The following is a 19,804-nucleotide window of genomic DNA, read 5'->3' as shown; positions in this document are numbered from 1 at the left end:
CACTAGGAGCAGATGAATGAAGATTACAGGTAGGCATTTGGCCATTACTCCAGCCCTCAGGCGTCACATTCGCGAGAAGTTCGAACGATTGGATCGGTACGGAGTACTGATGGATCGAGTGGAGATCACGCTCGGCGTGAACAAGCTGCAGCATACGGCGGAGGCGCTCTGTTCCGTCGACAGAAAACGATTTCAAGCCAAAACGTCGACCAGAGAAATGTACATGACAATCGATCAATTGGCCGATCGGCTTGAAACACAGATTCGCAAGTACAAAGAGCGGCGGACCGAGCATAAAGGGAGAACGGTTTCTGCGAGACAGTCACCGCTCGAGGCTCCAGATTCCGGTGAACATGCGATCGAGGTGGTGAGGCCAAAGGTTTCGGTGTTGTCTCGTGCCGCTGCATCAAGCCGCCTGGACGATCTGCCAGGTTCAATCATGGTGTTCACGTGTGCTGATTCTGGGAAGCTGCAGATATTGAGAAGAGCTGAGAGCGGCAAGATCGTGCTCATCGATCCATAAGAGTGCCTGAAATGGCGGGATTAAAGCTCGTAGTGATCAGCGGTCTTTCGGGCGCTGGTAAGTCCCATGCACTAAAGTCGTTCGAGGACGTCGGGTATTTTTGCATCGACAATTTGCCTCCCGCTCTCCTTCCCCCATTCGTCGAGTTATGCCATCAGCAAGGCGGGGAAATCAGGAACGTCGCCCTGGGTATCGATGTTCGCGAGCGCGTGTTCTTCACTGATCTGGTGGGAGTGCTCGATCGGGTGAAAGCCTTGGGACATTCCGTTGAGCTCTTGTTTCTCGAAGCCCGCGAGGAAGTCTTGGTCCGAAGGTTTTCCGAATCTCGAAGGCCCCATCCGCTGCTTCCCGATCTGCCGGTGCTTGAGGGTGTAAGATTCGAGAAGGAACGTCTCGCTGAGTTGCGGAGTCATGCGGATCGTATCATCGACACGTCCGATTTGACGGTCCATGAGTTGCGGGATCTGCTCGCGAGACAGTTTAGTCAGGACCGAGCGCCACGCCGCTTAACCATTTCCATCATCTCCTTCGGCTATAAGTTCGGTGTTCCCTATGATATCGATCTGCTGTTCGACGTCAGATTCTTGCGCAATCCTTTTTTTATTCCCGAACTTAAGCCATTGACCGGAGAAGACCCGAGGGTCAGGGCATTCGTTCTAGCGGATCCCGACGCGGTTGCCTTCATCAGCCATTTGGACCAGCTGTTCAAATTTCTCATCCCACTATTCGAGCGCGAACGTCGCAGTTACCTCAACGTCGCGATCGGTTGCACCGGTGGCAGACATCGCTCGGTATCTGTGGCTAAGCGGTTACAAGAAAGCTTTGCTGTAACAGGTTATCCGACCACCGTCGTCCATCGAGATCTGGGTAAGTAGCAACCCCGTTCAGTCCTCTCCTCGATAAATCGCGTACATTTCCTCGGAAAATCCGGTTGTCATTTCTGTCGATTTCTTGACAGACAAGAGGCATGAACTATACTTGGCCTGTGCATCGTAACAATTTCCGCTGTGGCGGCGCGGTCTTTGTGCTGAACGGTCGTCGATGACCCAGCGATGCAAGAAATCGAGAAATGATTTTGCCGGTCCTGTGAAGTGAGATACAGTCTGAGGCGCGTATGCTGAAGTCCCTTAAAAGTCTGGTAGAAACGGATATCTTTTCGATGCTCACGCCGAAGCGTCAGCTTGTGGGCTTGGACATCGGGTCAAGCGGCATCAAGCTTGTCCAGCTTAAAGAGCACCGAGGGCACTATCTGTTGCAGAAATTCGGTATCAAGCCGCTTGAGCCCGAGGTCATCGTCGACGGGACGGTTATGGACGAGGGACGCGTCGTCTCGGCGATCAAGGAGCTGTTTGAAGAATTGAAGGTCAAGGTCAAGCAGGTGGCCGTTTCAATTTCCGGTCATGCCGTTATCGTGAAAAAAATCAGTCTTCCTCCGATGCCGGACGACGAGCTCGAGGGCCAGGTCAGACTTGCAGCGGAGCAATATATCCCGTTCGATATCAACGAGGTGAATATCGATTTTCACGTGCTGCCCTCCTCGGGAGGCGACGCGGATGAAGGCGAGATGTCAGTTATTCTCGTGGCGGCAAAGAAGGACAAGATCAACGAGCTGACGGAATTGGTCAAGGGAGCCGGTTTGTTTCCCATGGTCATGGACGTCGATGCGTTCGCCATTGAGAACATGCATGCAATCAACTATCCCGTGTCCCAAGAAGACACGACGGCTCTGGTGAACATCGGAGCCAGCGTGATGAATATCAACATCGTTCGTGGCAGTGTCTCGGTGTTTACTCGCGATATTCCGATCGGAGGGAATCGGTATACCGAGGCAATGCAACGGGAGCTAGGTCTTTCGTATGAAGATGCGGAGGAAACGAAAAAGGGTGGCCGTTCTGCCGGCTCCAATCAATCGGCCGTGACGGGGGTGATCGACAGCGTCAACGCCGAGGTGGCTTCGGAAATCGCACGGACGGTGGATTATTTCAAGTCCACGATGTCGGACGCTGAAGTCCAACATGTTCTGTTGTGCGGAGGCGGCGCTCAAGTGGCAGGTCTCGAGCAACAGTTGCGAGACCGTATGAACGCAATGGTGGAGATCGCCAATCCCTTCGGTGAAATCGACACGTCAGGATGCGACATGGATCAAGCCACTCTGGCGGAGATGGCTCCGATTGCCGCGGTCGGGGTTGGTTTGGCCCTGAGATCGGTAGGGGATCGATGATTCGTATCAACTTATTGCCGGGGCCGAAAGGACGAAAGGCAAAGCCACAATATGATGTTCGTGCCCAAGCCATGCTTGGGATTGGCCTTCTCATGATCACGATTGCAGGCTGCTGGTGGTACTCTGCAGCTCTGGATGAAGAATTGGAAGCCCGACAGACCGAGAAGAGCGACAAGACCAAACAGGTGGCATCACTGAACGAGCAGGTCAAGCAGGTTGCCGACTTTGAACAGCGCAAGCGGCACCTGGAGGACAAGAATCGTGTTATTGACCAGTTGGAGAAATCCCGTGTCGGCCCGGTGAAGGTGTTGGACCATGTCAGTCAGAGTCTCGACCCCCTCAAGCTCTGGCTGGTCCGTGTCGGCGTCAACGGTCAGAACATCGACTTGGAGGGGCGGGCTCTGTCGAATGACGATGTGGTGGAGTTCGTCAACAACCTGCGGCGCACGGATTATTTTACCAACATTGATCTTCAGGAGAGTCGTTCCGCTACGGAAAGTCAGTTGAGCGTCTATCAGTTCAAACTCGCGTTTCGGCTGAAGGGATAAGCTGATGACCTTTCCCGCGATCAACCTGGAAGTGCTGCGCACGGTTCCGCTGGCTCAGAAGATTGGATTACTGGTGTTGACACTGGCCGGAGTAGTGGTGGGATTCTACTACTATGTCGTGGAACCGAAGACCACCGAGATCGCGGGACTCCAAGGGGAAATCAGCAAGCTTGACGGAGATATTCAAACCCTTTCAATCAAAGTTAAACATCTCGACGAATTGATCGCCGCCAACAGGCAGTTGGAAATCGAACTGGCCAAGAAGAAGGAGCGGCTCCCGCCCGAAGAGGAAGCGGTCATGCTGCTCAAACAAGTTTCTGATCTCGCCATCAGACTCGGCCTTGACGTCAAGCTTTGGAAGCCGAGTGCGAAATCAGAAGATCCTTCGAAACTGTTTGTGCGGATGCCGGTGAATGTAGAGGTGGCTGGAGGGTATCACACGGCGGCTCTCTTCTTTGACCGGATCAACAGTTTGCCCAGGATTGTGACTGTATCGGGTGTGAAGATGGGTAGTCCCAAGAGCGACAAGGGCCGCGTTGTCACACAGACGGTATTTGATTTGATCGCGTACGCCGCGCCTCAAGAACCCAAGGTGGCTGTGGTCGTGCCGGCAGCCCAGAGTAAGTGATCGCTTATAACCGGCGGGAAGGTGATGCTCGTGTGGCACGTATCTAAGGCGACCGCGCTGTTGGCAGGCTGTTGCATCGTACTTATGTCTGGAGAAACAGCGCTAAGTCAACTCGGACTGACCCTCAACGCGAAGCAGGTGGCGCCGATGCGGCAGGATTCTCTAAAGGTGCCGTCCCCCGCCGATATGGCGCGACGGCCATCCGGCGATACCGTGCCTCCCGTCTCAGAAGGCATTATCCCCCAGGCCGATGCCCAGCAGGCATCGGTTCCGTTGTCATCCAACGGGTATGATCCTTCTGGTCGTCGCGACCCGTTCGCTCCGGTACTTCAGCAACTTGCGCCTGGCCAGATCGATCTTACACTTCCTCCTCTGCAGCGAGTCGGGTTGACGGACATGAATCTGATCGCCGTAGTTTGGGGAGCTTATGGGTACACGGCAATGGTCCAAATGCCTGACGGCAACGGCTATGCCGTGAGGAAGGGAACAAGGATCGGGCCAAACAACGGTGTGGTCAGTGCCATCACTGAAAAGGGGATAGTGGTTCAGGAACGGTTCACTGATGTCTATGGGCGAAAGCAAGAGCGGGAGTATGTCAAGCTCCTCCATCCGAAAGAGGGTTCAGAATGACACCTAATGCGATGCACACAACAACGGTCGTTCGCATTATTTCTGCGATGGGCGCGGTCGGCCTCCAGCTGGCGATTACATCGCTGGGCATCCCGGCTGATCTGGGCAACAGTCAAACCAGTCCGAGTCTGTCAGCCGAGTTCTCCTCGTCGGCTATTGCCCTGACGCGTCCAATTGAAGCGCCCGCGCACAGCCTGACGGCCATCGACATTCAGCGTGATCCCAAAGATGTGGCCGTCACAATTGCCGGCGATGGAGTTCTGTTCTATGAAGCCAATCTCGTGAGCGGCCGTCGGCTTGTCATCGACGTGCCGAACGTGACATCGGCGATTCGCAAGCCGATCTGGACCGTCAATCATTCCTTGCTTCGCCGAGTGCGTGTGGGAACCTATGCGGAGAAGGTCCGAATCGTTCTCGACATGAACGCTGATGTGGAATATTCCGTGCAATCTCGTGGCACCAGTCTGGTCGTGAGTTTGGCGCACAGCGCTGCCAGTGAGAATGAGGGAGCCGATCGTGGAGATCGTCCTGCGATTCCTCCAGTCAGCCGTGCCGAGGGGTTGAACGGAACCGCGGAGTTCATCGCGGATCAGGGTAACTTCCGGAAGGTACGGACTTCCAATCTTGAGCGGATCCCCGCGATGTTTCGAGTTCGCCCTGCCCAAATGATGATCGGCGGAGAAACCGCTGAAAAACAGACACCCAAAGATGACCTGGTCCTCGGGGAAACGCGATATGTCGGCCGACGAATCTCGCTGGACTTTCAGCAGGCCGACATCAGTAATGTCCTTCGGCTGATTGCCGAAGTGAGCGGGTTCAACATCGTCGTTGGCGAGGGTGTCAAGAGCAAAGTCACCATGAAGTTGGTCAGTGTGCCTTGGGATCAAGCGCTCGACATGATCCTGAAGATGAACGGCTTGGGAAAGATTCGACAAGGAAACATTCTCTGGGTCGACTCCTTATCGAACATCGCCAGACAGGAGGATGAGGAGGCTCGAGCGAAGGATGCAAAAATCAAGGCCGAGGAACTTGTGGATCGTGTGTTTTACGTCCGAAATCTTCAGGCACAGGAATTGATGACGGCACTTCGTCAGAACTTGAGCACGAGGGGAGTGATGCAGATCAGCCAGGGCACGAATGCTTTGGTCGTCAGGGACACCGAGAGCAAGATGAACGTGCTCAAGCAGTTGATCGATGGACTGGATCTCGCTGTTCCTCAGGTTCAGATCGAGGCACGCATCGTCCAGGCCGATACCACGTATTCGCGGTCTCTCGGCGTTCAGTGGGGCGTTCAAAACCTCAATTCTGGGCAATCGTTCGGAGTGGCCAACTTTAAGTCGGGTACGAGCGGTCCGTTTGGAGCCCAGGCGTCAGACTTTCTCGTGAATCTTCCCGCGACTGTCGGCGGTTTGGTTTCGACGCCTGGCGCCGGATTCACATTCGGAAAAGCGGATGGAGCGATGCTCGATGTAAGGCTTTCCGCGGGAGAACTGTTGGGGTTGAGCAAGGTTATTGCCGCGCCGAAGGTCACTACGCTCGACAAACGGGAAGCCAAGATCTCGCAAGGCGAATCGATTCCGTTCCAAACGACATCATTGCAAGGAACGCAGACGACATTCGTAGACGCAAATCTCGAGTTGAACGTCACACCGCAGATCACTTCCCGTGACCCGAAGGAGATCGGCAAGCAGATTCTGATGCGGGTGCGCGCAACGAGAAACGCCGTGGGAGCACGAAGCAATCCCGCTGGTCCCAGCATCGACCGGCGGGAAGCAAATACCCAGGTGATCATACGGGACGGAGAGACGATGGTCATTGGGGGAGTGTTCATCGATACGCAGAACAACAACGTCGCGGGAGTCCCGTACCTTTCCCGCATTCCTGTGCTCGGCTGGCTCTTCAAACAGAAGACGGAGTCTGTGGCCAAACAAGAACTGCTGATCTTCCTGACCCCGTCCATCGTCAAGACGTAACGGGCTAATTCCCCGTCTTCACCTTCATTCTTGCGGAGGCTGAGCTGAGAGCAGCCGGCCTCCTCCAGCTTCCTCGCTTTCTCTCCCACGAAACCTACGCTGCATCACGATGTGCTTCCTTTGAGGGTCCGACCTTTTACACGCGCACCGGTTGTGCTACTATCCCATCTCACGTAAACCATTGATATATCGTCTAAGATTTGGATCGTCTTTTGTGCCGTTCCGCGCCTTTATCCAAGACTCTTGCGGGGAATGAGAAAATGAAGCTGAAAGGCTCCGGCGCAATTACCGTGATGCCGTCCTCAACTGAAAAGACCATCCAGGTCGATTTGGGAGAGCGGAGCTATAAGATCACAGTCAAACCAGGGCTGTTGTCCACTGTTGGGACTCGTCTTGCGCGGCTCACGCACGGCCGAAAGGTGGGCATTGTCACCGACACCCATGTGGCCTCCCGCTATCTTGCCGGACTTCGCCGTTCTCTCTCGAGAGAAGGACTGGAGCCGGTATCGCTCGTTCTCCCTCCGGGAGAGCGAACGAAGAGCTTGAAAATGGTCGGCACGGTGCTCGATGTGCTCGCTCGTCGGAAATTCGACCGCCACTCGATGTTGGTTGCGCTCGGCGGCGGAGTCGTCGGCGACCTGACAGGTTTTGCCGCGGCGATCTATCTGAGGGGAATCCCTTTTGTGCAAGTTCCCACCACGCTGGTCGCACAAGTGGATTCCAGCGTAGGAGGTAAGACCGGGGTGGATCACCGATTGGGCAAGAACCTGATCGGGGCCTTTCATCAGCCGCGCGCTGTTTTCATCGACCCAGACACGCTGCGCACGCTGCCGCGGCGAGAATGGATCGCCGGATTAGCGGAGGTCATCAAATACGGTGTCATCGCGGATGAGGCGATGTTTTCCCGACTGGAACGAACCATGCCCGCATTGTTGAAGGTGGACCCATCGGCCGTCATGCCGGTGATTGTTCGGTCGTGCGAAATTAAAGCGCAAATCGTCGTCGAGGATGAGAAGGAGACCGACCGACGAAGAACTCTGAATTACGGCCATACGATCGGACATGCCTTGGAGTCGTTGGGAGGCTATCGAGGATTGATCCATGGTGAAGCGGTCGGTATCGGATTGGTCCAGGAGGCAAGTGTGGCTTCGTTCATGGGGTTGTGCAGCGAGGATGTTGTGGGCCGAATCACGTCCCTCGTGCGTCTTGCTGGGCTTGCCGATCGCATGGGGAGTGTTTCCCTTCCGAGGCTGTGGGAAGCGATGCTCCATGACAAGAAGGCTGTGGCCGGCCAGGTCGTCGGAGTGTGGCCCGTGCGAATCGGTGAGACCGTGATCAAGCCGGTCAGCAAAGAAGTCTTCGTGGATTGGTACAAGAAGCGAGTCAAGAACGCGAAGAGCCCCGTTGCTCGGAATCAACAGGTTTACTGGTAAGCAGTCGCCAACGAAAGCAGTCACCCATGGCCTCGACACGTCAGTTGTCGTTCGCGCAGCTCGAGCAAGCGTTTCGGGAAAAGTCCCGTGAAGTCGATATACTGCATCGGATCACCGATTCCATCAGCAATACATTGGATCTCGAAGCAGTCCTCAAACACATCGTTGAGGTTGTGGTGGAAGTCACCAGGGCGGATGCCTGTCTGCTTTATTTGCTGTCCGACAAGAGTGATGAACTGATTCTTCGGGCTTCGAAGAACCCTCACCCGAAGCTGATCGGGCGAATCACCATCGGAATGGGCGAAGGGATTACGGGTTGGGTGGCGCAGGAGCGCACCAGGGTGGTGATTCCGAGCAACGCGAGCGACGATCCGCGGTTCAAGTTTTTTCATAATCTCCCGGAGGATCGACACCAGGCCTTCGTTTCCGTTCCCATCATGGCCAAAAAGGAAGTGGTCGGCGTCATCAACGTGCAGCACCGGCGGCCCAAGCGATATCGCCCCGATGAACTGGCGTTGCTGTCGACAATCGCCAACCAAGTGGGCGGCGCCATTGAGAATGCCCGCTTATACGAGCAAATGCGACGGAAGGCGTTGCAGGTGGAAACCCTCTCCCAGGTGTCCGAAACCGTCGCATCGAATCGTCTCATCGAGGACGTCCTCCAGCTGCTGGTTACCATGACCGCGCAGATGATGAACTCGAAAATTTGCTCCATCATGCTGCTCGACGGGGCCAGCGGAGATCTGCGCATTGAGGCGACGCAGAGTCTAAGTGAATTGTACCGTCGCAAGCCCAACTTGAAGATCGGTCAAAGCATTAGCGGTCGTGCGGTTCAGGAGCGCCGGCCGATCATTGTGGCAGATGTGACAAAGGAGCCGGACTACATGTATCCGGACATGGCAAGGAAAGAAGGGTTGTGCTCACTCTTGTGCGTTCCGATGCTCGTGAGAGAAAAGGCGGTTGGTGTCATCAACAGTTACACATCTGCGCCCTATTCTTTTACGAGCGAGGAGGTCAAGCTGCTGCAGGCCATCGCCAACCAAGCGGCGATCGCGATCGAACATACGACCTTGCTAGAGAAGTCATTTGAAATGCAGGAAGCATTGGCCGTGAGAAAGCTCCTTGATCGTGCCAAAGGCTATCTGATGCGCTCCAAAAAATTGTCCGAAGAGGAGGCCTTCCGGCTTATTCAGCGACAGAGCATGGATCTCAGGAAGTCGATGCGGGAAATCGCCGAGGCCGTGCTGCTGGCGGGAGAATTGGACGAGCGGGCCGACAAGCAACGAGGATGATGCCGCCCGCCGTTCTCCAGCGCTACGGGTATGATGCTATGGGGACTTCGGAGTGCCGGAGGATTTGGACGGAGCCGACTGCCGTCCGGCCTCTTGATCCGCCAGGCGGCGCTTGATGTCTTCCAGCTCCTTTCTCAGGACTTCCAGTTCTGGATCCCTCTTGCTCGCCTCTCCGGTCTTGACTCGTGAGTTCGGAGCGGACGCGGCCGCAGGAATCGGCGGTACCGGCTGGCTCACGACCTCCGGGCCGGTGTCGAACGGAAGGCCGGCCAGCAACTCGTAATCGATCACCAGCGTGGTATCGGTCGAGAGAGAGTCACGGTACTTGTCGTCACGCTTGGCCGCTTCCGGGACAAACATTACAGTATGGTTCAGCAGTCCGGTCGGGTCGGGGATTCGTCTATTGGGCATGTTGATGGTATTGGGTTGTTCAGCCCGGTATCGATATTGAGTCAACGTCACATAGAGTGAACGGCCGTAGGCGTAGATCGCTCCCGCTGTGGTTTCCGGTGGCGCAAGCCGCAACGGAGGCTCGGAGGAACCGACGGCCGCGCCGACCCGCTGCGAATAGACAGGTGCGCCCCGCTGATTGACCGTGAACCCAACCTGCTGATCCGGCGCCGCGCGGCTCAGGCCGTCGGTAATCAACGGCGCCAGGTATGACACATCGTCTTCCGAGAAGGCCGGCAGAGCCTCTGACTTGCGGACTCCGATGTCTTGCAGAAATCCTTGATTGTCCCTGACCAGGACGCCGCGTAGGACGCGCGATACCGTACCTGTCGGCAGTTTAATGGGATGGGCGGCCTGAAAAGACCGATCAGCGATGCGTTCCAGAACTACTTTGCCGTGTTCGGACTCGGTCAGCGTCAGATCCAGTTCCGGAGAAGCCGCGCACGCGACCACGCCGAGCACAGGGACGACTGCCGCGACATGCAGGAAACCGAAAGGCAATCTCATTCGAGAACCTCGATCAAACAAACCTCCGATGCAGTCTAGCATAGGACTGCGGTGGACGATACGGAGAGCCTCGGCGTCGAGATTTCAAAAGTATCCGCTTGACAGAGAGGGCTGTCCGATTTTATAAGTACGCCCGTCTAACCGTCTCAGGGTGGACAAGGGAGTCTGAGCTTAGACCACCGCAGATGAGGACATGAGAAAAGGACAATGGCGTCCTTTTGGTCCATCAAGTGGGCCGGAAGGGCGCCTTTTTTATTTGTGGTGAAGTTCGATCCCGAACTTCTGGCTATGGCCTTGCGTCAACCCAAAGGGAGATCCACTGTTATGAAGGGCGGAAGAAGATTTCTCCGAATACTCGGAAGCACTGTCGTCGCCTTGTTCATGCTGGGACTGTTCGGTACGGTTGCGCTGGCCGCGGACGGACAGAGTTCTGGCGAATCAACCGGGACAGGCCGGAAGCCTCGGGAGATGCAGACGCCGCCCGCCTCGCCGCCTTCTCCGGGAAGTGAGGAAGGAAAGAGTGCGGGAGAGGCGGCCGGGGGTGGTCGTCTGTCTCGGGAAACACAGACTCCGCCCGCGGTAATCTGCGGAGGATGCGTAACCCGCACCCATGAGCATGAATCAAAGGGCAGCATTGTGCCGTACGGGCGCATCGAATTGGACGGGATCTACAGTACCCGCAATACCAACCCACTCGATCCTGGGCAATTCAATGGATATGCGACGGCAGCAGGAAAAAGCAGCAATTCGTCCTCGACGTTCAACCCGCGTTACAGCGTCTTCGGCCTCCGCGCCGATCACACCGACGGCTCCAACGTCATTACCGGTGTGGTGGAGACGGACTTCTATTCGCAGACGGACAATGCGGGGAACATTTCGCCGCGCCTCCGCCTCGCGTTCGCCCGGTACTCTCCGAACAACAGCAGAACAAGTATCACGGCCGGTATGGACTGGACGCCGGTCATGGGCCTGCACCCGAATCTCATCGATTTCTCGATCATGGGTTACAACGGCAACTTATGGCAACGTCTTCCGCAGGTCACGATTCGGCATCGGTTCAGCGAGCACATCGACGCGCTCGTGACGGCATTCAGATTTGAAAGAGGCTTGTCGGCGATTCAACCCCAGACGCAACGGCGCCCATTTACGGGCAACGGTGTCGGCGGCGTTCCGCCTGTTTCCTGTAATAATCCGTCGGGAAACTTTGCCTGTTCGGAGAATGCCTTCAATGATCCCGTCCAGATGCCGTACGTGGGAACAAGGTTCGGTTACACCGGCACAGGCAAACTTCAAGGCATGATGGTGGCGGTGAGCGGGGCCTATAGATGGTATCGATCCGCTCCGACCGCTCTGGTGGGCGGTATCCCGTCCGGGCAAGACATCAACTCTTACCTAATTGGCGGTGAATTTGTCGTGCCGCTGACCAAACAGCTGAAGTTTGCCGGGGAGATCGCCTATGGGCAAGGTTTGGGCGTGGAATTCTTCAGGTATGGGCAGGATCGCAACCTCGGAACCGGTAAGCCGATACGGACGACGGTGGGATGGGGGGAACTGGACTACGCTCATGATAAAGATACGACCTTCATTGCCGGATACGGATTCGACAATCCGCTCAACTCCGATTTGCAGGGTGATGTGGCGGGTCCCGACACGCAGTATCTTCTCAACCATCGCACGTATGTGACGGCCGTCCGCCATATCTGGAGCGACTTCTACGTGTCGTTCGAATGGAATCATCTGATGACGGAATGGTCGACGAATGAGCGCTTTGCCGGTGACAACTTCATGCTGTCCACCTGGTATAACTTCTAGATCGCGTGTCGTCATGCCCGACGTATACGATCGCCGGGTGAAAGGAATCCGACATATGGACATGAAGAAGAAGCAGACCGACACCACGCCAACCGAAATGTCCGCAGATGGCGATTCGTCGCGGCGGGACTTTTTGGTGCGGGGCGCCAGAGTCACGGCTGGTGTCGGTGTGGCGGCGCTGCTTGGGAACCTAGGTCATTGGGCGCTCTCCTATGCGGCGGACAAGGAGCCGATCAAGGTCGGCGTGCTTCATTCTTTGAGCGGAACGATGGCCATCAGCGAGGTCTCGCTCCGTGACGTCGTATTGATGGCAGTGGACGAAATCAACGCCAAAGGCGGTGTATTGGGAAGGCAGATGAAGCCGGTCGTGGTGGATCCAGCTTCGAACTGGGATCTGTTCGCCGAGAAAGCCAAGCAACTCCTACTCCAGGACAAGGTGGCCGTCGTGTTCGGATGCTGGACTTCGGTGAGCCGCAAGTCCGTGCTGCCCGTGTTCGAGAAGAACAACGGGTTGCTGTTCTACCCGGTTCAATATGAGGGCGAAGAATGCTCTCGGAACGTGTTCTACACCGGTGCGGCGGTGAATCAACAGGCGGTGCCGGCCGTGGACTATCTCATGAGCAAGGAGGGGGGCGGCTACAAGAAATTCTACTTATTGGGGACGGATTACGTGTATCCGCGCACGACGTACAAAATCCTCCGCGCCATGCTGCTGGCGAAGCATGTTCCGGAGAGCAACATTATGGAAGAGTACACCCCGTTCCATCACCAGGACTATCAAACCATCGTCGGCAAGATCAAGAAGTTCGCCGCGGGTGGCGGCGCGGCGGTGATCAGCACCATCAACGGCGACAGCAACGTCCCTTTTTACAAAGAGTTTGCCAATCAGGGCTTGCGCGCCGAGGATGCGCCGATCATGGCATTCAGCGTCGCGGAAGACGAATTGCGCGGGATGGACACGACCACGCTGGTCGGGCACTTGGCGGCCTGGAACTACTATCAGAGCGTCGACGCTCCGCAAAATAGGCAGTTCGTGGCGAACTTCAAGGCCTATTGTAAGAAGAACGGCTTGCCGGACGGTGACAGGCGGGTGACGGACGATCCGATCGAGGCGGCGTACTTCGGTGTGCACGTGTGGAAGCAGGCGGTCGAGAAGGCCGGCACCGTCGAGGTCGATCCGGTCCGTAAGGCCGTCTACGGTCAGAAATTCCTCGCGCCGGGCGGCGAGATCATGATGGACATCGGCAATCACCATACGCATAAGCCGGTGCTCATCGGGGAGATCATGAAGGACGGACAGTTCAAGGTCGTCTCCCGCTCCAAGGGGCTGGTCAAGCCGGAGCCCTGGAGTGAATACACGAACCCGGAGAAGGGCTGCGACTGGATCAATCATCAGGGTACCTACCAGAAAAAGTAGTGGGTGGATTACGGCGGGTAACGGGAGCAGCCAGGGCGTCACCCGCTTGTTATGTTCGGGAGTTCTCTGAATTGTGAGACGATCGGGCCGGTCCTTGCGACTCTGTGCCGTGTTCTTGCTGCTGTGTTCCGTTCAAGACCGCGCTGCGGCCATTGAACTCCAGCCTTCTTCCGCTCCCAGCTTGTCGCTCGATCAAGCCTTGACTCAGCTCACCAGCGACGATGAGACCGTCCGTGAGACGGCGCTCCGCACCGTAATCGAGCAGGGAGATGCCGCCCTCATCCCGCGTCTCGATGAGATCCGCGCCAATGCCGACCGTTCGGTCCGGCAGGCCATCAAGCCGGTCATGGATTTGCTGAAGCATCGCGCCAATCTCGAAAATCCCGATCAGGACGTCCGGCGGTCCGCCGCCACCGATCTCGGCCTGGCCAGGCGCGGGGTCGCGATTCCCTGGCTGGAGCGGGCCGCGGGTAAGGAAACGCACAAATGGGTTCGCTACACGATGGAGGAATCGGCGGCTCTGCTTCGGCTGGCGGCAGACGATCAAGCGACGAAACTCGAGGCGATCGACAAGTTGGCCGCGTTGTCGAGTCAGAATGCCGTCCCGAGTCTCAAAGAATTGGCCGATGCCGGGCGTGCGGCATCCGCGACCGGGCGCCAGCAGGAATTGTCGCAAGCGGCCGCCGCGGCTATCGAACGGATCGAAACCTGGGCGGCCTGGTCGAATGCCATTGAAACCATCTTTCGCGGGATCAGTCTGAGTTCCATCCTCCTCATCATGTCCGTCGGCCTCGCCGTTGTGTTCGGGCTGATGGGGGTGATCAATATGGCTCATGGCGAGTTGATGATGGTGGGGGCCTATGGAACCTTTCTGACCCAGGAATTCTTCAAGGCGTTTCTGTCGCCCGGTCTCTTTGACCATTATTTCTTGCTGGCCATGCCGGTTGCGTTTCTGCTGGCCGCGAGCTGCGGATTGCTGCTTGAAGCGACCGTGATTCGCTTTCTGTACGGTCGGCCGCTGGAGACCATGCTGGCGACGTGGGGAGTCAGCCTGATTCTCATGCAGGCGGCGCGCGTGTATTTCGGAGACCTGACGGCGGTAGTGGCGCCGGCCTGGCTCAACGGCGGCCAGCAAATGATGGTCGGCGTGTTTCTCCCCAACAACCGCTTGTTCGTGATCGCGCTGTCGGCGATCTGTGTGGCGATCATCTACGCGGTGTTGTTCCGGTCCGCGCTCGGATTGCGCGTTCGCGCCGTGACGCAGAATCGCAACATGAGTGCCTGCCTGGGTATTCCGACCAGGAAGGTCGATGCCTACACGTTTGCCTTCGGATCCGGGCTTGCTGGCGTTGCGGGCTGGGCCTTGACTTTGATCGGGAATGTGGAGCCGGGCCTCGGTCAGAACTACATCGTCGACTCCTTCATGGTCGTGGTGACGGGCGGCGTGGGCAAGCTCGCCGGAACGATCGTGGCATCGCTGGGCATCGGCGGGCTCAACAAGCTCCTCGAGCCGGGCCTGGGAGCCGTGTACGGCAAGGTGTGCATCCTCGTGCTGGTCATTCTGTTCTTACAATGGCGACCCTCGGGCCTATTCGCTGTGAAAGGACGCCACGCCGACTCCTGACCGGCTAAACGCATCACGCCCATGGCCGAAGACCGCGATATCCACCTTTCCACGCCGCGTGAGACAAGCCCGGCTTTCTGGGTCACCGGGTTTGTGTTGCTGGTGCTGATGCCGTTGCTGAACGTCCTGCCTCCCGAAGATTCCTGGCTGCATCTGTCAGATTTTTCGCTGAATCGGTTCGGAAAGTTCCTCGCCTTTGCGATCTTGGCGCTGGGGCTCGATTTGATCTGGGGATACACCGGCATCCTGAGCCTGGGGCAGGGGGTGTTCTTCGGGCTTGGCGCCTATTGCATGGGTATGCATCTCATGCTCACGATCGGCAAGGAGAGCGTCTATGGGAGCGACTTGCCCGACTTCATGGTCTGGAATCAAGTCAAGGAACTTCCGCTGTTTTGGAAGCCGTTCTACAGTTTTCCCGCCGCGGTCATCGGGGCCGTCCTGGTCCCGACCGTCTTCGCCCTGGTGTTCGGATTTCTGGCGTTCCGCAGTCGGATCAAAGGCGTGTACTTCGCCATCATCACCCAGGCGCTCGCATTGGTCGCCTGGCTCGTGTTCAATCGAAACGAGACGAATCTCGGCGGCACCAACGGCCTCACCGATTTCAAACAACTGCTCGGATTCCGCCTCTCTGAATCGGGGACGCAACGGGCGTTGTACGTGATCACCGTCCTCTGTCTCGGCGGGGCCTATGTGTTGTGCCAGTGGATCATCCGGTCGCGTGCGGGGAAAGTCCTCATTGCCGTACGCGATAGCGAGCAGCGCGTCGCCTTCTCGGGTTACGCGCCGGCCAATTATAAGCTGTTCGTATTCGTCGTGGCGGCGGCCCTGGCCGGACTGGCCGGGCTGCTCTATGTGCCTCAGGTCGGCATCATCACGCCGGCGCAGATCGGCGTCCTGCCCTCGCTTGAAATGGTGATTTGGGTGGCGGTTGGTGGACGTGGGACGCTGGCCGGCGCCGTGCTCGGCGCGGTCAGCGTGAATTTGGGACGTAGCGTACTGACGAATTATTTCCCCGAGCTATGGCCGTTCATGTTGGGGGGACTGTTCGTCTCGGTGGTGTTGCTGTTTCCCGACGGACTGGTCGGCATCCTCCACAAGCTGAGGGATCGGATCAGTGCGCGCAAATCTGCTCCACTGGCCGAAGGGGAGGCTCAGGCATGAGCGAACGGGGCTCGATCATCTATCTCGAAGGGGTCACGGTCGACTACGACGGCTTCAAGGCGCTCAACAGTCTGAACTTCATCGTGAACTACAACGAACTGCGCGTCGTGATCGGACCCAACGGCGCCGGAAAGACCACCCTCCTCGACGTCATTTGCGGCAAGGTCACACCGGCGGCCGGTCGCGTGATCTTCGGCAAGGATACGGATCTGATCGGCAAGCGGGAGGACGACATCGTCAAGCTCGGCATTGGGCGGAAGTTTCAGGCTCCGTCCATCTATGTCAACCTGACAGTGTGGGACAATCTCGACCTCTCGTTAAAGCGGTTCAGTAAGGGGGTCTTCCATACGATCATGAGCCAGTGCACCCGGGAAGAGCGGGCGCGAATCCAGGAAGCGCTGGCGACGATCGGTCTGGAGGGATACGCGAAAACGCGGGCCGGCTCTCTCTCGCATGGACAGAAGCAGTGGTTGGAGATCGGCATGGTCATTCTGCAGGACCCCTTGCTCTTGCTGGTGGATGAGCCGGTTGCCGGTATGACGGACAGGGAAACCGAGCAGACCGGGACACTCCTGCAGTCTCTTGCGGCGCGCCATGCCATCGTTGTGATCGAGCACGATATGGAATTCGTCCGCCAGATCGCGCGCATCGTCACAGTGCTCCATGAGGGGACGGTCATTTGCGAGGGCACGGTCGAGAGGGTGCAGGCCGACGACCGAGTGCGTGAAATCTACTTGGGACGACAGAAAGTCGCCCATGGCTAACGGTTGTGACGCGTATCTCGTGAAGCGTGAAGCGCGAACCGAGAGAGGCAAGTCAAAACTGGGCCGTCCTCGTAGCGACGAGATACCAGATGCGAGCGACGAGATGCGGTAACTTCATGTTGGAACTGAATAACATCGACGCCTACTACGGGGAGAGTCATATTCTTCGGAACGTGTCGTTCGCCGTCTCTCCCGGAGAAGTCGCCTGTCTGATGGGACGAAACGGGGTGGGCAAGACGACCACCCTCAAGGTCATCACGGGCTTGCTGGCGGTCCGGTCCGGAACGCTGAAATTCGACGGAACGGACATCACGAAACTGCCCACCGACCGGAGGGCGCGCCGTGGGCTGGCCTACGTACCCCAGGGCCGTGAGATCATCCCCCATCTGACGGTGCGGGAGAACCTATTGTTGGGGTTCTGGGCAAGGGCCGGCGCGCCGGGCCGCGCGGTCGAACGGGACTCGTTCGAGGAGGTGTATCAGCTCTTTCCCAAGCTCACGGATATTCTCCATCGTCCCGGCGGCGTCCTGAGCGGAGGAGAACAGCAGCAGCTGGCGATCGGACGGGCCTTGCTCTCGTGTCCGAAGCTCCTTCTGCTCGACGAGCCGACCGAAGGCATTCAGCCGTCCGTCGTCGATCAGATCGAAGACGTGATCATCCGCTTCAAGAATTCTCGTCGGTTTGCCATCCTGCTGGTCGAGCAAGGGTTGCATTTTGCCGCACGACTGGCGGAAAAGTATGTGGTCATGGCCAAAGGAGCGGTCGTGGCCTGCGGCAAGAGCAACGAGTTGAATGCTGAAATGGTCAGACAGCACCTGACGGTGTAAGCGGTGAGTCGATGCCATCCGCGCCACTTACAAGATGCAGAGGTGCTGCGCTTGCTTTCCCCATTCGCGATGCCGGCGGGGCACGTCTGATTCGCTCGGCCATCCATCCTTGACCGGGTGAGCAATGTGTCCCTCCTCTCTGCAGCTCGCGACGGTTCGAGATGGCCCATGCCCGACATTCCATCTCCGGCCTAGTTGATCTCCCCTAGCGCGAACGCTACTATTCTTCGACGAACGTCCGTCGGGAGACTCTCGAACCGTACCTTGAAGGCAACGTCATGAAAATCTGTGCGGTGGACGGTGGGGCCTGGGTCGGACTGAAGCGTTTGTGCGCGCTGCTCACGCTGCTCTCGTTGTCGGCCTGCGCGACAAAGCTGTATACGCCGTTGGCTGAGGCGAAGGAAGCCGAGGTCGAGCAAGTGAAGGAAGACGTCTATCGTGTGGAATATCGGGTCAGCGCATTCACTTCCCAGGAGCAACTTGATCGCTATCTCACACGTCGCTGCGCGGAACTGACGCTCCGCGAAGGCTACGACTACTTTCATCTCAGCCAACGGTTCGATGTGCTCATGCTCTCCCGTCGGACTTCCATGACGGTCACGATGTTCAAAGGCGAGCTGCCCGCGCCAGCGCCGGATTTCTACGATGCAAGGGCCGTCTTGAAGCAGGTGCCGTAACATCCCCAAGGCGCAAGATGCACAACCGGCGCAGTCACGGGATGATGGACCGTGGCGTTGAATGAGGTCGTGCCGCTCTCGAACCCTCCTCCTGTTGATCCTTCTCCACGGAGGAACCAATCTGAGCCAGTGGGCGGATTTTCGCGAATGGTACGTCCAGTATCTTGCGCCGGTGGGGATCGGGCCGAACATCCAGACGGGGCAGATCAACAGTGTGATCGGCTACGAGATGCTCGAGAGCCCACACAATGCGAACTATTCCAGATCCTAGCTGTTCGGATGGGGACAGTCGTTCACGGCACGCGGCCTGCGCGCCACCTATGACATGAATACGCAGATCACGTGGGCAATCGGCGTGATCGGCTACATCAACTCGGTCCGAGCCGATTCGCAGCGCGATCCGCTGGTGGAATCCGCATTGAGGATCAATGCGTCGGAGGGCCTCAACCTGACGTTCTATGGTCTGGCCGGCAACCGGTCGGGCCCGACCTGAACGTCGAGGGGGGCCAGGTATTGGCGGGCGGCTATTTCAGCTGGCAAATAGCCGAGCCCACGTCGGCCGTCATCGAAGCAGACTATTCCAATCAGGCAAACAGCAGCACGATCAGTTCGGGGATAAACGTGCGATGGAACGGCGTCGCCGCCTGTGTAATACACGATTTCACCCAGCGATAGGCTTTCGTGTGCGGGGTGAGCTGTATGAGGACACGGGAGGATACACGACTTGCGAGGGCACGACGATGGCATACATCACGCTGTAGACGTTCGGGACGTAGAAGAGGCCTCCCAGCGCCATGGCGGTAAGCGCGGCGTTAGAGCCGAATAGTCCGTCGCGGATCGCGCTGTCGTGCGCTCAGTAGAACATCGCAGCCGCCACCGCCAGCGTGGATCCCATCAAAGCCATCATGGCGCCGATTCTGGTGTTGACGGCAATCCCGACCAGAATGACGACCCCCGTCACCCAGTTGTCCTGGAAAAAGATCTCGGAGATTTCCATGGCAGCTCCATGGAACCAGGTAAGCTCGGTGTACTCCGGGCGGGGACCGGAAAAATCCGATGCCCCGCAAGACCCACTCGAGAAATTCCAGCACGGGATGGTCCTGCAAGTGATCTGGCCAGGCCGAGTGCGTCACGATGACCTCCCTTCTCAAGTCGGAATCGTGAAGCTTGACAGGTGTGGCGGGCCAGACTAGAACCTATCTCAAATTTCATTCATGATGGGATGGAATCTGTGGTCGTCATTCCCGCGCAGGCGGGAATCCAGTCTTTTCAGGTCATTCTGGATGCCCGCTTTCGCGGGCATGACCAGTTCTGACC

At 57.5% G+C, this 19,804-nt stretch carries 19 protein-coding genes and 1 pseudogene; 18 read left to right on the top strand and 2 right to left on the bottom strand.

The features are described from left to right. The first annotated feature begins 16 nt into the window (after positions 1–16). The 9 genes from raiA to P0111_12215 all read left to right on the top strand — a co-directional run bounded on the left by raiA (position 17) and on the right by P0111_12215 (position 9,248). Entirely contained in the window at positions 17–523 is a 507-nt protein-coding gene (gene raiA, locus P0111_12255; GenBank protein ID MDF0644799.1) for a ribosome-associated translation inhibitor RaiA, read from the top strand. Positions 524–534: 11 nt separating this feature from the next. Continuing rightward, positions 535–1,398, top strand: coding sequence for an RNase adapter RapZ (rapZ, locus tag P0111_12250; protein ID MDF0644798.1), 864 nt, complete (start codon positions 535–537; stop codon positions 1,396–1,398). A gap of 239 nt (positions 1,399–1,637) precedes the next feature. Then, positions 1,638–2,744, top strand: a complete 1,107-nt coding sequence (gene pilM / locus P0111_12245) for a type IV pilus assembly protein PilM (GenBank protein MDF0644797.1) — start codon at positions 1,638–1,640, stop codon at positions 2,742–2,744. A gap of 92 nt (positions 2,745–2,836) precedes the next feature. Further along, entirely contained in the window at positions 2,837–3,292 is a 456-nt protein-coding gene (locus tag P0111_12240) for a PilN domain-containing protein (protein MDF0644796.1), read from the top strand. 4 nt (positions 3,293–3,296) lie between these two features. Further along, on the top strand, positions 3,297–3,920 hold the full coding sequence (gene pilO, locus P0111_12235; protein MDF0644795.1) for a type 4a pilus biogenesis protein PilO: 624 nt from the start codon (positions 3,297–3,299) through the stop codon (positions 3,918–3,920). 30 nt (positions 3,921–3,950) lie between these two features. Next, positions 3,951–4,550 carry a pilus assembly protein PilP gene (locus tag P0111_12230; protein ID MDF0644794.1) on the top strand — a complete coding sequence of 200 codons (600 nt, stop codon included), beginning with the start codon at positions 3,951–3,953 and terminating at the stop codon, positions 4,548–4,550. Then, the gene (pilQ, locus tag P0111_12225) at positions 4,547–6,523 is read left to right on the top strand and encodes a type IV pilus secretin PilQ (GenBank protein MDF0644793.1); all 1,977 of its coding nucleotides are present in this window, start codon (positions 4,547–4,549) and stop codon (positions 6,521–6,523) included. Before P0111_12230 ends, pilQ begins: the two co-directional genes overlap by 4 nt. A gap of 260 nt (positions 6,524–6,783) precedes the next feature. Further along, entirely contained in the window at positions 6,784–7,956 is a 1,173-nt protein-coding gene (gene aroB, locus P0111_12220) for a 3-dehydroquinate synthase (GenBank protein MDF0644792.1), read from the top strand. A 26-nt stretch (positions 7,957–7,982) separates the two neighbouring features. Then, positions 7,983–9,248 (top strand): GAF and ANTAR domain-containing protein, encoded by a 1,266-nt coding sequence (locus P0111_12215; protein MDF0644791.1) that lies wholly within the window; start codon positions 7,983–7,985, stop codon positions 9,246–9,248. A gap of 36 nt (positions 9,249–9,284) precedes the next feature. Here the strand turns inward: P0111_12215 and P0111_12210 are convergent, their stop codons facing one another. Further along, positions 9,285–10,205, bottom strand: coding sequence for a hypothetical protein (locus tag P0111_12210; GenBank protein MDF0644790.1), 921 nt, complete (start codon positions 10,203–10,205; stop codon positions 9,285–9,287). A 324-nt stretch (positions 10,206–10,529) separates the two neighbouring features. On the opposite strand from P0111_12210, the gene P0111_12205 reads away from it, so the two are divergent. The 9 genes from P0111_12205 (at position 10,530) to P0111_12165 (ending at position 18,980) form a co-directional block, all read left to right on the top strand. Next, positions 10,530–12,017, top strand: coding sequence for a hypothetical protein (locus P0111_12205; GenBank protein ID MDF0644789.1), 1,488 nt, complete (start codon positions 10,530–10,532; stop codon positions 12,015–12,017). A 61-nt stretch (positions 12,018–12,078) separates the two neighbouring features. Next, positions 12,079–13,434, top strand: a complete 1,356-nt coding sequence (urtA, locus tag P0111_12200) for an urea ABC transporter substrate-binding protein (protein MDF0644788.1) — start codon at positions 12,079–12,081, stop codon at positions 13,432–13,434. Positions 13,435–13,507: 73 nt separating this feature from the next. Beyond that, complete coding sequence (urtB, locus tag P0111_12195; GenBank protein ID MDF0644787.1) at positions 13,508–15,058, top strand: urea ABC transporter permease subunit UrtB; 1,551 nt, start codon at positions 13,508–13,510, stop codon at positions 15,056–15,058. 21 nt (positions 15,059–15,079) lie between these two features. Then, positions 15,080–16,219 (top strand): urea ABC transporter permease subunit UrtC, encoded by a 1,140-nt coding sequence (gene urtC / locus P0111_12190; GenBank protein MDF0644786.1) that lies wholly within the window; start codon positions 15,080–15,082, stop codon positions 16,217–16,219. Further along, positions 16,216–16,983 (top strand): urea ABC transporter ATP-binding protein UrtD, encoded by a 768-nt coding sequence (urtD, locus tag P0111_12185; protein MDF0644785.1) that lies wholly within the window; start codon positions 16,216–16,218, stop codon positions 16,981–16,983. The genes urtC and urtD overlap by 4 nt, the downstream gene beginning before the upstream one ends. A gap of 89 nt (positions 16,984–17,072) precedes the next feature. Then, positions 17,073–17,810, top strand: a complete 738-nt coding sequence (gene urtE, locus P0111_12180) for an urea ABC transporter ATP-binding subunit UrtE (GenBank protein MDF0644784.1) — start codon at positions 17,073–17,075, stop codon at positions 17,808–17,810. A gap of 278 nt (positions 17,811–18,088) precedes the next feature. Next, the gene (locus tag P0111_12175; protein MDF0644783.1) at positions 18,089–18,487 is read left to right on the top strand and encodes a hypothetical protein; all 399 of its coding nucleotides are present in this window, start codon (positions 18,089–18,091) and stop codon (positions 18,485–18,487) included. A gap of 61 nt (positions 18,488–18,548) precedes the next feature. Next, a complete protein-coding gene (locus tag P0111_12170) occupies positions 18,549–18,758 on the top strand; it encodes an outer membrane beta-barrel protein (GenBank protein MDF0644782.1) in 210 nt (69 codons plus the stop codon). A gap of 54 nt (positions 18,759–18,812) precedes the next feature. Further along, entirely contained in the window at positions 18,813–18,980 is a 168-nt protein-coding gene (locus P0111_12165) for a hypothetical protein (protein ID MDF0644781.1), read from the top strand. A 168-nt stretch (positions 18,981–19,148) separates the two neighbouring features. Here P0111_12165 and P0111_12160 read toward each other — a convergent pair. Further along, positions 19,149–19,583 (bottom strand): annotated as a pseudogene (locus P0111_12160) (urea transporter). Positions 19,584–19,804: the final 221 nt, after the last annotated feature.

Source organism: Nitrospira sp., assembly GCA_029194535.1.
Classification (GTDB): Bacteria; Nitrospirota; Nitrospiria; order Nitrospirales; family Nitrospiraceae; genus Nitrospira_C.
This window is presented reverse-complemented; position numbering and strand designations above follow the sequence as displayed.